The 13,678-nt window shown below is 70.7% G+C and carries 8 protein-coding genes and 2 pseudogenes; 5 read left to right on the top strand and 5 right to left on the bottom strand.

Annotation, left to right across the window (positions count from 1 at the left end):
- Positions 1-211: 211 nt before the first annotated feature.
- Entirely contained in the window at positions 212-1,231 is a 1,020-nt protein-coding gene (locus AOK08_RS30270) for a hypothetical protein (RefSeq protein ID WP_241827148.1), read from the top strand.
- A 321-nt stretch (positions 1,232-1,552) separates the two neighbouring features.
- Here AOK08_RS30270 and AOK08_RS46070 read toward each other — a convergent pair whose 3' ends face one another.
- The 4 genes from AOK08_RS46070 to AOK08_RS30250 all read right to left on the bottom strand — a co-directional run bounded on the left by AOK08_RS46070 (position 1,553) and on the right by AOK08_RS30250 (position 7,145).
- Positions 1,553-1,813: a hypothetical protein gene (locus AOK08_RS46070; RefSeq protein ID WP_157876867.1), complete on the bottom strand. Its 261-nt coding sequence runs from the start codon at positions 1,811-1,813 to the stop codon at positions 1,553-1,555.
- 236 nt (positions 1,814-2,049) lie between these two features.
- Entirely contained in the window at positions 2,050-3,573 is a 1,524-nt protein-coding gene (locus tag AOK08_RS30260) for a hypothetical protein (RefSeq protein WP_055531957.1), read from the bottom strand.
- A gap of 181 nt (positions 3,574-3,754) precedes the next feature.
- On the bottom strand, positions 3,755-5,617 hold the full coding sequence (locus AOK08_RS30255; RefSeq protein WP_055531973.1) for an ABC transporter ATP-binding protein: 1,863 nt from the start codon (positions 5,615-5,617) through the stop codon (positions 3,755-3,757).
- A gap of 322 nt (positions 5,618-5,939) precedes the next feature.
- Positions 5,940-7,145: an MFS transporter gene (locus tag AOK08_RS30250; protein ID WP_055531956.1), complete on the bottom strand. Its 1,206-nt coding sequence runs from the start codon at positions 7,143-7,145 to the stop codon at positions 5,940-5,942.
- 92 nt (positions 7,146-7,237) lie between these two features.
- On the opposite strand from AOK08_RS30250, the pseudogene AOK08_RS30245 reads away from it, so the two are divergent.
- The 4 genes and pseudogenes from AOK08_RS30245 to AOK08_RS30230 all read left to right on the top strand — a co-directional run bounded on the left by AOK08_RS30245 (position 7,238) and on the right by AOK08_RS30230 (position 11,834).
- Positions 7,238-8,183 (top strand): annotated as a pseudogene (locus AOK08_RS30245) (transcriptional regulator).
- 9 nt (positions 8,184-8,192) lie between these two features.
- Entirely contained in the window at positions 8,193-8,720 is a 528-nt protein-coding gene (locus tag AOK08_RS30240) for a glutathione peroxidase (RefSeq protein WP_055531955.1), read from the top strand.
- 119 nt (positions 8,721-8,839) lie between these two features.
- Positions 8,840-9,778, top strand: a complete 939-nt coding sequence (locus AOK08_RS30235; RefSeq protein WP_055531963.1) for a MerR family transcriptional regulator — start codon at positions 8,840-8,842, stop codon at positions 9,776-9,778.
- Positions 9,779-10,076: 298 nt separating this feature from the next.
- Positions 10,077-11,834 carry a hypothetical protein gene (locus tag AOK08_RS30230; protein WP_241827147.1) on the top strand — a complete coding sequence of 586 codons (1,758 nt, stop codon included), beginning with the start codon at positions 10,077-10,079 and terminating at the stop codon, positions 11,832-11,834.
- 124 nt (positions 11,835-11,958) lie between these two features.
- On the opposite strand, the pseudogene AOK08_RS30225 reads toward AOK08_RS30230, so the two are convergent.
- A pseudogene (locus AOK08_RS30225) lies at positions 11,959-13,678 on the bottom strand (D-alanyl-D-alanine carboxypeptidase); the annotation flags it as partial.

The following is a 13,678-nucleotide window of genomic DNA, read 5'->3' as shown; positions in this document are numbered from 1 at the left end:
ACCCTCCCCCGGTCCCGCCTGCGCGTCGCCGTCGCCCCGCCTGGACACCGTCGGCGCCTCAACTGCCTTCCATACCAGCAGATGTGACTTTTCGTGACCGGCTTGCGACGCGCCGTGGTGACGGTCTAGCGTTCGCAGCAATAAACAACCCCGGCCGGGTGCTACCAACACCCGCCGGGGTCTGACCGACAAGATCCTCGTAGGAGATCTCGTGGCGTACGACGACTTTATCGCTGCCCTGCCCGCGCCCGCAGCCCAAGCCCACCCGATGGCCAAACCCGGCTACGGCAAGCGCTCCGCCCCGGACCAGTCACCGCCCCGCAAGGGCGACTTCGACCACCTCCCGGCCCGCGCCGCCTACCTCGCCGGCCTCCTCGACCGGCTCGACGAGAACGCGGCCATGGACGCCAAGACCATCGCCAAGTCGCAGCCCCTGTACGGCCAGGCAGCGGTGCGCACCGCGCTGAACGAACTCGGCGTGGCCGGGCATCTGCGCCGGGTACGCCTCCAGGTCCCCTCCGGCGAAGGCGTGAGCGGCACCCGCTGGGTGTTCCACACCTATTGGTCGCGTACCGCACGTGACAACGAATGGTGGGCTGCCGTCCTCAAAGGTGACGTGGCCCCCGAGACGCCCACGGCAGCGTCGGGCGCGCCCGACGCCCGGAGGACCGACGCTGAGGACTCTCCGGATGCCGACGAAGACCCGGACGCCTCCCGCGCCGTACCGCCCCGGACCGCCAACTCACCGCGCCCCGCACGGGATTCGGGCCCCTCCGTCGCGTACGACACCCTGGCCCGGCTCGGGCTCCAGGAGCCTCGACTGGTGCTGTCCGCCGTCGACTGCGCGGCACTGGAACAGCTCGCCGCCGACTGGCTGGCCCGGGGAGCGACGCCGGACCACATCACCCACGCGCTCCTCGCCGGACTTCCGGACCCGGTCCACTCCCCCAGGGCGCTCACCCGGAGGCGACTGATGGACAAGATGCCGCCCGAGCGGACCGTTGAACCGCTGCTGCGTACCCCTCGCCGAACCCTGCTCATGGAGTGCACGGACTGTGGGGTGCCAGGGCGGGCGGAGGCACTGCCCGGTGGGCTTTGCCGGGGCTGCCGCAGCAGGAACGACGAGAGCGGGCCAGAGGCGCCCACGCAGTTGGTACGCCGTCCCGATCCGACGGTGCGCGCTTTGGCCGCGCGGGTGCGTGCGGGGATGCGCGCACCTCAGCGCGCCTGAGAACCTCGTCTGGATGAACCGTGCGGCCTCAGGCGCAACAACAAGCGTGGCAGCCACAACGAAACGGGGTCTCGGCCATGCGGGCGTCAGGACGCGCGGTCCCGTGACGACCGAACCTGCTCGATCGGCCCGGGGTCATATCGCAGACCGGCTTCCTCAACGCTGTAGGGCGAAATCCACCATTCCGGTACAGCGTTGCTGACGAACAGGCTGGGCACGGCACGTTGATCTGGGCACCGCCGACGGCGGCGTTGAACACCGCCCGCCAACGCGGATGCAGGAACTCATCCGTTTCATGCCAACCACCCGCTGGAGGCGTCGTCACCGGTTGCCCTCGATCCAGTCCTGAAGCGCGTTTCCTGATCCGTAAGGGGTTCCGTCCGCCAAGGAATCCGCGGTTCCGTGGACCTCGCCGTCGAAATTGCCCTGCCTAAGGTACCGACGGGCATGGGTCAGCTCATGAGCGATGATATTGGCGGCGGTTGCGTCGTCGTAGATGCCTTCAGGTCCCACGCGAATCACCCGCCCGCCGTCGACGGCTCTGGTCACACCCATCACCCCGGACATCTCGGGCGACGGCATCCCCGACATGCTGGCAACGAACAAGGCCGGCGCCCTGCTCCTGTTCGCGGGCACCGCCACCGCCACCGACACGAGTCCGACCACGCTGAGGTCCAGCGGCTACGCCACGGTGCAGCGGTTGGGCTGATCGCCGAAGTGCCGGAGAGCCAGAGAACCGGCGACCACGCCCGAGGGGCCCTCCCGTCCATCCGGACGGGAGGGCCCCTCGGTGTACGTCCGCAGCGTTAAGCGTTATGTCAGGCAGCCGATTTCCGTACCGCCGGAGGTGTCGCCGGAGGTATCGCCCGAGGCGTTGCCGGAGGCGTCGTCGCCGAAGCCGCACCCTTCGCCAGCAGCCACTCCTTATGGAGTTCGCCCAGCGGGATCCGCTTCTCGAAGACCGGCGTACCGAAGATGGTCAGCTTGAGGTGCAGGGCGCCGGACAGGTCCAGGCCCCCGTACAGGGCCCAGGAGCCGTTCGCCGAGCCCGTGCCGGCGCTCGAACCTCCGGCCGAGGCATCCGCCTCCGCGCGGAGATACGGGGCGAGGTCCGCGCTGACGCCGACGGTGCCGTACAGGCCGATCGACGCCTCGGCGCCCAGTGACGCCTTGACGTCACCCGTCGCCGTGACCCCGACGTTCACCGGCGTGCCGGTCATCTTCGACTCGCTGACTGGCTGCCAGCCCTTGTTCCAGGAGAAGCTGCCGCCGACGCGGAAGTCGCCCTTGAGGTTCTGCTCGACGTCGACCGTCACCCTGCCGTCGGCGGCGACCTGGAAGTAGCAGACCAGGTCAAGGTTGATGACGATCGGGACCGGGCCCGCGTAGATGACGGGGTCGGAGTGGAGCTTCGCGAAGGGGATGCGCAGCGGCTTGCCGTCGGTCGTGGTGGTCCCGGCCGCGCGGCCCTTCAGCGACCACCGCGAGGCCCAGTCACCGGTCAGCCCGAGGAACGCGCCGCCGGGTGCGGAACCCTTCGCCTTGCCCGAACCGTCGTACGAGAAGGCGACCTCGGGCGCGAGCTGGACGAAGCCCTCCACCGAGGCCGACGCCGAGGCGGGAGCGCCCTCGGCCGTGGCGATGGAGGCGCCCACGTCGATACGCAGGCTGCCCAGCGGAAGTTTCGCGCCCTCGGGGCCGAAGGTGAGGTCGCCGGTCTTCGCCCAGGAGACCTTCACGCCCTCGACGAGCGGCTCGACCTTGATGGTCGACGGGTCCACCGGGACATCGCCCGCCGCCTTGCCCGCGCCGAGTACGGAGTTGAGTGCGGCCGGCTTGGTGATCACCTCCGTACCGCCGTCACCGGCGTCACCGACGACCTTTGTCACCTCGGCCAACAGGCCGTCGGGGGCGCCCGGAGCGGGGGCGCTGGCGATGATGTCACCGACGGCGACAGGTTTGGCGGGCGCGACGGGCGCGGTGGAGGACGTGGAAGGGGGCCCCTTGCCCTCCACGGGCGTGGTCACCGGCTTCGCGGTGATGACCGCCCGGCCGCTCTTCCTGTCGTACGAGGCGACCTTGAGCGGTGACTTGCGCGCCCCGGTGCCCGTGTCGGCCGCGTTCCGGGTTGCCACGGCGGTGGGGGTCGACTTGTCCAACGGAGCCTGCACTACGGCGAGTTGGTCCGCCTGGTGGGTGCCGGTGGCAGCGGCGGGCATTTCGGCCGCTGCCGCGCCCGTACGGTCTCCGCCGCTCGGCGACGAGGTCGCGGAGCAGCCCGTGGTGAGCAGGGTGGCGACGGTGACCGACGCCAGCAGGGCATGTCTGGTGAGCTTGTGCACGCGTGGGGGTCCTCGGGATCGAGTTCTCGAACAGCGGGACGGAGCACAGGGGTTGAGCCGTTGTGCCCGGAGTTGAGCCCGAACGGTTACCCCTCAGTAGCTATGCATGAGCATGCCAGCCCCACCCGCCCCCGAAACACCCTCCCTTTTCTTTGTTCACATCACGTTCGTGTGGTGTGGCTCATTCTTCGGCGTCCAGTCGGTACTGCTCCGACTGAACCAGATACATCCGCCGGAAAAGCCCCGGTCCGTCTCCGTCGGTCCTCAACAGGCCCTCGAATGTGCCGTGTTCGGCGACGCGGCCCTTCTCCAGGACGTAGATCTCGTCCGCGTGCCGGACGCTGTGCAGGCGGTGGGTGATCAGGATGACCGTCTGGCCGGCGGCGGCCAGGCTGCGGATCTGGTCGAAGACCCGCTGCTCGGTCTCCGCGTCCAGCGCGCTGGTCGGTTCGTCGACGACGAGGATGCGGGCGTCGCGGTGCCGGGCGCGGGCGATGCCGAGGCGCTGCCACTGGCCGCCGGAGATCTGGTGGCCGCCCCGGTAGCCACGGGCGAGGAGGGTGTCCCACCCCCGGGGCAGGGCGGCGATGGTCTCGTCGGCGCCCGCGTACTCCGCGGCGGCGTGCAGGAGTTCGTCCTCGTGCGGGGCGTCGGGGCGGCCGATGGCGATGTTGACCCGGGCGGTGAACGGCCAGCGGTAGAAGTCCTGGGCGACGACCGCGACCCTGTCGAAGAGTTCGGTGCGGTCGAGTTCGGTGGAGTCGATCCCGTCCCAGAGGATGCGGCCCTCGTCGGGCGCGTACAGCCCGCACAGCAGCTTGGCCAGGGTCGACTTGCCGCTGCCGTTGTTGCCGACGAGCGCGACGATCCGGCCGGCCGGGATGGTGACGTTCACCGCGTCGAGGGCGGGTTCGGTGGCGGTGCCGGGGTAGGTGAAGGAGACGTTCTCGAAGTGGACGGCTTTCACATGGGCGGGCAGCGGGCGGCCGGTCTCCGGGATGAGCCTGCGGTCGGCCTCCTGGCACAGGCGCTCCAGGTCGGCGACGAACAGGCTTTCCTCGTAGAGGTAGTTGAGCTGGACGACCAGTGCCTCCAGGTTGGCGGACCCGGTCCGGATGGCGATGACCGCCGTACCGGCGACCGCCAGATCCATGGCCCCCGTCCACAGCAGCAGCCCGAGCACTCCGTACGCGCCGGCCGTCGCGACGCCCGTCCACCCCGAGGCGATCAGCCCGGTACGGGCGGCCAGCGAGGCGAGCCGGGTCTGTTCCCGCTCGCCCGTCTCGGCCATGGTCCGGAAGTGCCGCAGCAGAAACGGCCCGATGTTGTGCACCCGCACCTCGGGCGCCGCCTGTACGTCGATCAGCAGCCGCCCCAACAACTGCCCCGCGCGGGCGTGTTGGACCCAGGTGTGGAACGACACGTACCGCCTGCGGGCGATGGTCAGCGCGCTCCAGGCGCTCGGCAGCGTCATCAGGGCGAGCAGCGGGAGCAGGGCCGGGTGCAGCACGGTGAGCACCCCGGCGGCCGCGACCAGCGCGATGCCCGCCGTCATGACGGACGTACAGAAGCGGATCATGCGCCGCGCGGACTCGGCCCCCCACTGGGCGGAGTCGAGCAGCTTGTGGAACTCCTCGTCCTCTACGGCGGCGAGTTCGACCCGGGCCACCCGCTCCAGGTACTCCTCGGTCGCCACCCGGAACACCTTGGGCTCCAGCCGCCCGGTCCCGGCGGTGGACGCGGACCGCAGCAGCGCCCCGACGGACGCGGTGACCGCGACGACGACCAGCGCCGGTACGGCGTCCCGCAGCCGCTCGGCGGTGCTCCCGGCGCCGAGCAACTCGGTGAGCACCCGGTTGACGGCGACAAGCCCGACCGCCTGCGCCACTCCCCCGCCCAACTCGGCGACAGCGACCCGGCGCAGGGCGCGTGGGTCGGCACGGTGGGCGAGCCGGATGGTGGCGCCGATCAGCCGGGGCATCCGCGCGACCATGGTCCGCAGCCCCAACTCCAGGAAGGATCCCTGGTGTTGGTTCCACCCCATGTCGTACCTCAACGGCCCCCCGAACAACAGCCGTTCGGACTCGGAGACACCTTCGCCGTCACTGCCGCCGTCACTGGCACCGGCACCGTCGCCTTCGCCGGGTTCCGCGTCCCCTTCCGGCTCTTCCGGCTCTTCCGGCTTCTCCGGCTTCTCCGGCTTCTCCGGCTTCTCCGGCTTCTCCGTACGTTCGTCACGCGTCGTCATACGGGTGAGTCCCCCTTCGGCGAGCCGGTCCAGAGGGTCCTTCCCGGGCGTCATCGGCGGCAGACATCGCCGATCGGTCTGGAACCTCTTTGCCCAGTGCGCTTCGCCCGGCGTGTGTTCATGAACGAACGGCGTTCGTTCCGGGCGCTGTTGCCGGTGCCGTCGGTTCGTCGGTCGCCGTCGCGTTCCACAGGACCACCGTCACGCACACCGACCCCGCCGCCATCAGCGCCATCGCCGTTCCCGGTGAGGTGAGTTGGGCGATCGTGCCCGCCAGGGCCGCGCTCACGCCCTGTGTCGTCAGCATGCCGGCGGAGTGCAGCCCCAGAGCGTGGCCGGAGAGTTCGGGTGGGGTGAGGGACATCAGGTGTTCCTGCTGGACCAGGCTCGCGCCGTAGCCGACCGAGGCGACGCACGCCGTCACGGCAGCGACCCACACCCCGGGGCCGAGGGCGAACACCAGGTTCGGCACCGCCAGCAACAGCAGCAGAGGCACGGCCAGTTGGCGGCGCAGCCGGGGTGGCACGAACCGGCCGAGCGTCACGTCCCCGATCAGCATGCCCAGGGCCGCGCAGGCGAAGAGGGTGCCCGCCGATTCCGGGGCGTAGGACACGTACAGGGACTCCACGCCCACGACCAGGCCGTTGGGGATCCACAGGGCCAGGTAGGTGAGCCTGCGGGGCCGGGACGACCACAACCGGGCGTTCGTACGCCAGGTCCGGGCGATCGACGGGCGGCCGGAGAGGCGGGGCGGGCGGCGGGTCAGGCACAGGCGGGTCGTCAGCGCGCCCGCCAGGTGGAGGGCCGCCGAGGTGAGGAGGGTGGTGCCGGGGGAGAGGGTGGCCACCATGACCCCGCCCGTCGCGAAGCCCGCGATCTGCATCAGCCCGTTGGACATGTTGAAGACCGAACGCCCCAGCAGATAGCCGTCCTTCGGCAGGATCTCGTTGAGCAGGCCCCAGCCGACCCCCGCCCCCAGAGACGCGATCAGGCCCAGGACGAACAGCAGGGCGAAGAGCGCCCCGATCGGCAGACCCGGGGTCGCCATCGCCGCCGTGCCGAGCGCGAAGGCGAGCGCGATGCCCGTCAGGGTGGCGCGCGGGGGCAGGCGGTCGGAGGCCGAGAGGAGCGTCGTCGCACCCACCACCTGGGCGAGCTGGGGGCCGAACATGCTCAGGGCGGACAGCAGCGGCGAGCCCGTGGCGCGGTAGGTGAGGGTGGCCAGGGCCAGGCCGCCGATCGTCGAGGCCGCCGCCTTCAACGACGCGGAGAGGAACAGCGGGGTGAACTCACGGGTGCGGAAGAGGGCGGAGTAGCTGCGCATTCGGGGAGTCTGCGAGGGGCGCCCGGCCTCCGTTATTGTTTCGCGCACACGCGAAACATCATCGGGATCTGGGATCACTGGAGGGTGCGGGCATGGGGTGGTGGCAGATGAACGCCGACACCGTCGCCCGCAGCCGGTTCGTCATCTCGCCGCTCGCCGAGACCTTCGCGAGCCTGCGGCTGCTGCACACCGGGACGGCCACGCATCCCGGTGAGCGCGCCTGGCTGGCCGCCCATCTGCCCGCGTACCGCCACCGGCTCGCGCGGGATCCCGTCACGGCCCTCCTCGTCCGCGCCGGCCTCGGACGAAACTGGATCGCCGACTTCCTGACCCCCACCCCCCGGTACGGCGAGACGTTCGAGGAGGCCGTCGCACGGGTCCGTACGGTCGCCCCCGGTCTCGCCCGCGAGCACCTCGTCCGCTCCCGCCCCGGCCCGCTGCCCGCCGCCCTCGCCGACCGGGACGACCTCCCGGAACGCGCCGCCGAACTCCTCACCCACGTCTGGGAGGAGGCCGTACTCCCGTACTGGGACCGGCGTCGGCGCGTCCTCGAAGCCGATGTCGTCGCGCGGACCGCGCAGGTCAGCCGGGGCGGCTGGGCCGCCGTGCTGGACGCGCTGCGGCCGGGCACCCGCTGGCTCGGCGACAACCGGCTCCAGGTCAACGCGCACGAGTACCCGCCCCGCGAGATCTCGGGCGCCGAGCTGGTCTTCGTACCCGTGACACCGAAGGCGGGGTGGGTGGCCTGGGAGGAGTCGGAGCGGTACGCCGTCATCTACCAGTGCGCGGGGGCCCTGGCGGGGGTGGACGGCCCGGACGGTTGGCATGGAACCGCCTCCGCCGCCCTCGGGGCGCTCCTCGGACCCGCCCGGGCCGCCGTCCTCGTACTCCTCGACTCGCCGCACAGCACCACCCAGCTCACCGCCGTGACCGGGCAGACGCTCGGCTCGGTCGGTGCTGTACTCGCGTACGGCCGCCGGTGAGGTCTTGGTCAAGGCTTCGGGGGCGGACGCCGGGGCCGGGACCTACCGGAGTTAGCATCCGCTTATGACCACTGATGCCGCATCCTCCGCTTCCCTCCCCTCCGCCGACTCGCCGCTCGGTGTCGAGATCGGTGCCCTCACGGGTGGTTCCGCGGACCTCGCCCAGTACGCGGGCAAGGCCGTCCTCATCGTCAACGTCGCCTCGAAGTGCGGGCTGACCCCGCAGTACGCGGGGCTGGAGAAGCTCCAGGCGCGCTACGCCGACCAGGGTTTCACCGTGCTCGGGGTGCCCTGCAACCAGTTCCTCGGGCAGGAGCCCGGCAGCTCCGAGGAGATCGCCGAGTTCTGCTCGGCGACGTACGGCGTGACCTTCCCGATGACCGAGAAGGTCGAGGTCAACGGGGCCGCCCGGCACACCCTGTACGACCGTCTGGTGGGCTTCGCCGACGGCGAGGGGCACACCGGGGACATCCGCTGGAACTTCGAGAAGTTCCTCATCGGCCGTGACGGCCAGGTCGTCGCCCGCTTCTCCCCGCAGACCGAGCCGGAGACGGACGAGCTGGTGGGCGCGCTGGAGAAGGCTCTCGGCTGACCCGGCGGTTCCCGCACGGGTTGACCTTGTCCCTGGGGCAAGGGTGAGCGTCCTTGTCACCGGGCCGACCGTGCCCGGTGACGGAGGACCTCTGTGAGGATGTCGGTGAGGATGTCGGTGTGAACGGCTACCTGGACGGGTGTGGCGACGGCGAACTGCTCACCATCGGCGCGTTCGCCGCGCGCGCCCGGCTCTCGGCCAAGGCACTGCGGCTGTACGACCGGCTGGGGCTGCTCGCTCCCGCGCACGTCGACGAGGCGAGCGGCTACCGCTACTACCGGACAGGGCAGATCGAACGCGCACGTCTGGTCGCCCTGCTGCGGCAGCTCGACATGCCGCTCGCCCTCATCGGCGAGCTGGTGGCCGAGGCGGAGCGGGACGGGCCTGCCGCCGCCGAGCGGCTCGCCGCCTACTGGGCGGACGTCGAGGCGCGGATCGCGGGCCGGCGCACACTCGTCGGCTACCTCCGTGGACGACTGTCGGGGAGGAGTTCCGATATGGCTGAAATGGCCGAGTTGTACGGGAAGTTCGTGGTCGAGACCGTGGACGTGCCCGAGCGGGTGGTGCTGACCGAGACGCGGCACACCCTCGCGGACGAACTGCCCGCGTGGATCGGGGCGTCGCTGGGGCGCCTGGAGGCGGGGGCCCGGGAGTGCGGGGGCGTGACGGCGGCGCCGTTCGTCGTCTACCACTCCGAGGTGTCCCTGGAGAGCGACGGTCCGGCCGAGTCGTGCGTTCCGGTCGCCGACGAGGCCGCCGCGCGGGTCTGGGCGCGGACGCGCGGGCGGGCATGGGAGACGGCGGTACGGGTGGAACCGGCCCGGCGGCTCGCGTACACGCGGATCACCAAGGCGCAGGTGGCCTATCCGCAGATCATCGCCGCCTTCGAGGCGGTGGAGCGGTGGATGGCCGGGCAGGGCATCGAGCCGTCGGGGCCGTGCCGCGAGGTGTACTTCGCGGACTGGGACGCGGCGGGGCCGGACGACGAGGTGTGCGACGTCGCGTTCCCCATTGGCCCTGTGCGTCCCGCCGGGTCCGTCGGGTCCGTCGGGTCCTGAGAATGCCCTGGTGGGTGGCCTGAGGAGGGCGCCCTGAGGTGACCGGAAGGGGGTGGCCCGAATTATCAGGTCGCGCCCTTCTGGGAACCGTCGCAGGCTGGTGGGACTCTTTCCCGTCATGCCCTGGTCACGACCGCGCCACATGGGGCCCGGTGAACCAACTTCCGGGGTGCGATTAGCGTCTGTTCCGGAGACACCTCCACAGGACGGACACCCGCCAGTCGTCCGCGCGCACCCGAGCCGAAGCGAAACGGAAGTTGCAGTGGCCTTTGCCGAGCTGACCCCACGCAGACCTGTCATGCGCGCAGACAAGCCCACGCAGGCACGTGCGGTGTGGCACGAGCGCCACCGGGTGGCCCTGACGGTGACCGCCTGCGCGGTGCCGCTGTACTTCGTGTGGTGGGCGGTGTTCGCGACCGGCGGCGGCGATCTGGCCGCCCAGGTGGCGTGGGCCGAGTTCGCGAGGACGTACCCGGACTCCGCGTACAACCTGTTCTGGTACGGCGGTCTGCACGCGGCCAACTACAGCCTGATGTCCCCGTATCTGATGGCCGCCATCGGTGTCGTCGCGGCCACCATGCTCTCCGGGGTCTCGGCCACCCTCCTCGGCGCGGAACTCGTCGCCCGAACAGGCGTGCGCAAACCACTGTGGCCGGCCCTGGCGGTGGGGTTCTCGCTGTGGTGCCAGGTGATCTCGGGGCGCTCGACGTTCGTCCTGGGCACCGCCTTCGGGATGGCCGCCGTACTGGCCGTGGTGAGCGGGCGCGGCGCACGGCACCTCGGCATTGCCGCCCTGTGCGCGACGCTGGCCACCACCGGCAGCCCGGTCGCCGGTCTGTTCGTCCTGGTCGTCGGCGCCGCGTACTTCCTCTCGCGCGACTGGGGCCGGGCCGCGGCCCTGCTGGTGCCCCCGGTGGCCGTCGTGGGCGTGACGACCCTGCTGTTCCCCTTCGAGGGCGAGCAGCCGATGCCGTTCGCCCGTATCTGGCCGCCGGTCATACTGTGCGCGATCATCGTCCTGACCGCCCCGAGTGCCTGGCGCACACTGCGTCTGGGCGCCGCGGTGTACGCGGTCGGCGTGGTCCTCTGCTTCCTGATCCCGACCCCGATCGGTACGAACGTCGAGCGGCTGTCGGAGCTGGCGGCCCCGGCGGCGCTGCTCGCGATCCTGATGTACCGGCCGCGGGAACGGGCCGGGGAGCCGGGTGAGACCTCTGAGGGGGCCGAGTTCGAGGGCGGCGCCCCGGTGGCCGCTCCCCGGCTGCCCCTCCCCTGGTTCACCCCTCGGCGGCGGGTCGTGGCCCTCGGGATCGCGATGGCCATCTCCGTGAGCTGGCTGTCCGGCAAGACGATCGCCGACATCGTCACCAACACCACGGTGCCCGAGTGGGCCGTCAAGACGGACGGCGTCGTGAACGAGCTGAAGCGGCTGGGCGCCGAGCACACACGCGTGGAGGTCGTACCGGCCCGCGACCACCGCGAGGCCGCCATCCTCGCCCCGTACATCAACATGGCGCGCGGCTGGAACCGGCAGGCGGACGTCGAGCGGGGCCGGCTCTTCTACGAGGGCCACCCCGGCACCGCGGAGCCCGAGGGCGGCTTCACTCCCACGGCCTACAAGGCTTGGCTCTCCGAGTGGGCGGTGGGCTTCGTCGTCCTCGTCAACGGCGAACCGGACGGCCCGGCCAAGCTGGAACACGCGCTGGTAACCAGCGGGCCGAGCTATCTCCAGCCGGTGTGGGAGGACGCCAACTGGAAGATCTACCGGGTCAAGAACGCCACCCCGCTGGTCGACCGGCCCGCCTCCGTGGTCAGCGCCGACGGCGCCAACATGGTCGTCCGGATGCCGAAGGCGGGCGCGGTGACGGTACGGATCGCGTACTCGCCCTGGCTGTGGGCGGAGAACGGCTGCCTGACGGACGAGGGCGAGTTCACCAGACTGACCGTCGAGCAGCCCGGCGACATCCGGATCAGCTCCACGTACGGCGGCCCGTCCCGGGAGACGACTCTGCGGTGCGAGAAGGAAGCGGCGAAGGAAGCGGATAAGAACAAGTAGCGGGCCCGCTTTCGGCTTTCGGCTTTCGGCTTTCGGCTTTCGGCTTTCGGCATGAGGAAGCGCCCGTCCCGATCGGGGCGGGCGCTTCCTCGTACTCCTTGGTCCTGCCGGGTGCCGGTGCCGGTCAGCCGAGCCGCGTCAGCTTCTTGTCGAAGCCGGGCTCGGCCAGGTTCTTCTGGAGCTGTACGGGAACCTTGACCGCGCCGCCCTTGCCGTCACCGACGGTGAGGCTGCCCACCGTGGTGCCCGCCTTGGCGGAGTGCGGCAGGCCGGCGTCGGCGACGAACGACAGCTGGACCTTGCGCCCGGCCCAGCCGACCGCCGTGACGTCCTTGGACAGCACGACGGGCGTACGGCCGCCGAGTCCGTCGTCGACGTATCCGACGACGTCGCCCTTCTTCAGGATCTTCGACGAGAGCAGATCCTCGCGGGCGGCGATCATCACGGTCCGGCTGACATCGTTCACGGTGTCGATGATCGGCGCGGTGTGCTGGGCGAGGACCGCGCCGACGACGATGGCCGTCTCGCCGCCGACCTCCTTGGTGGCGGCGAAGAGCAGGTTGCCGCCGGCCATGCTCGTGGTGCCGGTCTTGATGCCGATGCCACCGTTGGCCGGGACGACCTCGTTGTAGTTCCGCCACTTCTTGCCCGTGGGGTCGAACCAGAAGGGCTGCTTGGTGATGTCCATCAGCGCCGGGATCTCCACCAGCTTGTTGCCGAGCTTCACCTGGTCCTCGGCGGTGGAGACGGTGCTCTCCTTGAGGCCGGAGGCGTCGGTGTAGACGGTGTTCCTCATCCCGAGCGCCTTGGCGGTGTCGTTCATCTTCTTGATGAACGCCGTCTCGTTCCCCACGTCCCAACGCGCCAGCAGCCGCGCGATGTTGTTCGCGGACGGGATCATGACGGCCGACAGCGCCTGCTTCAGCGTGAGGACGTCACCCTCCTTGACCGTGTTGAGGGTCGACTCGTTCTGCTTGTCGTAACCGCCCTCCTTCTCGGCGGTCGCGTCGATCTTGATCTTCGGACCCTCCTCGCCGACCTTCAGCGGGTGGTCCTTGAGAACGATGTACGCCGTCATTGCCTTGGCGACCGACCCGATGGGGACCGACTTCTGCTCACCGGACTTCCCCATGGTCCCGACGCCGTGGACGTCCATCCAGCCCTGTCCGTCGGTCGGCCACGGCAGCTCGGCGGCCGTCCCGTCGAAGGTGTAGGAATCCTTGGCGGTCAGCGTCAGCTTGGGGTCAGGCAAGGGACGTACGGACTGTACGACCGCGAACACGATTGCCAGCAGCACCACCACCGGCGTCCAGATCTTGACGCGCCGCACGATCGAACGCACCGCGGTGTCCCTGGGCGGAGGCGTGTTCGTCAGCTCGGCCAGCAGATCCAGCGGCGGCAAGGGCGGCAACGGCTGCTGCGTCGTCCGCTCGGGCCCGACCTGCGGAATGACCGCGGTGGCCTCGGCGGCGGTCACCTTGGGCGGCTGGGCGGCGGACGGCCCGGCGGGCGTCTTCGCGACCCTGACACCGGACGACGCACCGGCCGGCGGCTTCCGGGTCGCCGGGTCGTCCAGCTTCTTCAGGGCTACAAATTTGCTCGTTCGCTCAGCAACGGGATCGTCTCCCTTGCCGTCCCCCTTGCCGTCCGCACCGGCGCCCGTCTTGGCGTCGGCGTCGGTCTTCGCGTCGGCGTCGGCATCCGCCTTCGCGTCGGCGCCCGTCTTCACGTCCGCGTCGGCCTTGGGCTTCGCGGCCGGGAGGGCGCCCAGCTTGAGCATCGTCGTCGGCTGGTCGACGGGGGGTGCGGCGGGCGGACGTACGGTCTTGAAGACGGCGGTGGGC

This window comes from Streptomyces graminilatus, from assembly GCF_001418565.1.
GTDB classification, from domain to species: domain Bacteria; phylum Actinomycetota; class Actinomycetes; order Streptomycetales; family Streptomycetaceae; genus Streptomyces; species Streptomyces graminilatus.
The sequence above is the reverse complement of the archived record's forward strand: the minus strand, read 5'-3'. Positions and strand labels throughout refer to the sequence as shown.

Excerpts from the sequence above, each read along its gene's own strand:
- AOK08_RS46070 (WP_157876867.1), bottom strand. The coding sequence starts at position 1,813 with ATGCCGTCGCCCGAGATGTCCGGGGTGATGGGTGTGACCAGAGCCGTC.
- AOK08_RS30255 (WP_055531973.1), bottom strand. The coding sequence starts at position 5,617 with ATGGGGTGGAACCAACACCAGGGATCCTTCCTGGAGTTGGGGCTGCGG.
- AOK08_RS30250 (WP_055531956.1), bottom strand. The coding sequence starts at position 7,145 with ATGCGCAGCTACTCCGCCCTCTTCCGCACCCGTGAGTTCACCCCGCTG.
- AOK08_RS30240 (WP_055531955.1), top strand. The coding sequence starts at position 8,193 with ATGACCACTGATGCCGCATCCTCCGCTTCCCTCCCCTCCGCCGACTCG.
- AOK08_RS30230 (WP_241827147.1), top strand. The coding sequence starts at position 10,077 with ATGCGCGCAGACAAGCCCACGCAGGCACGTGCGGTGTGGCACGAGCGC.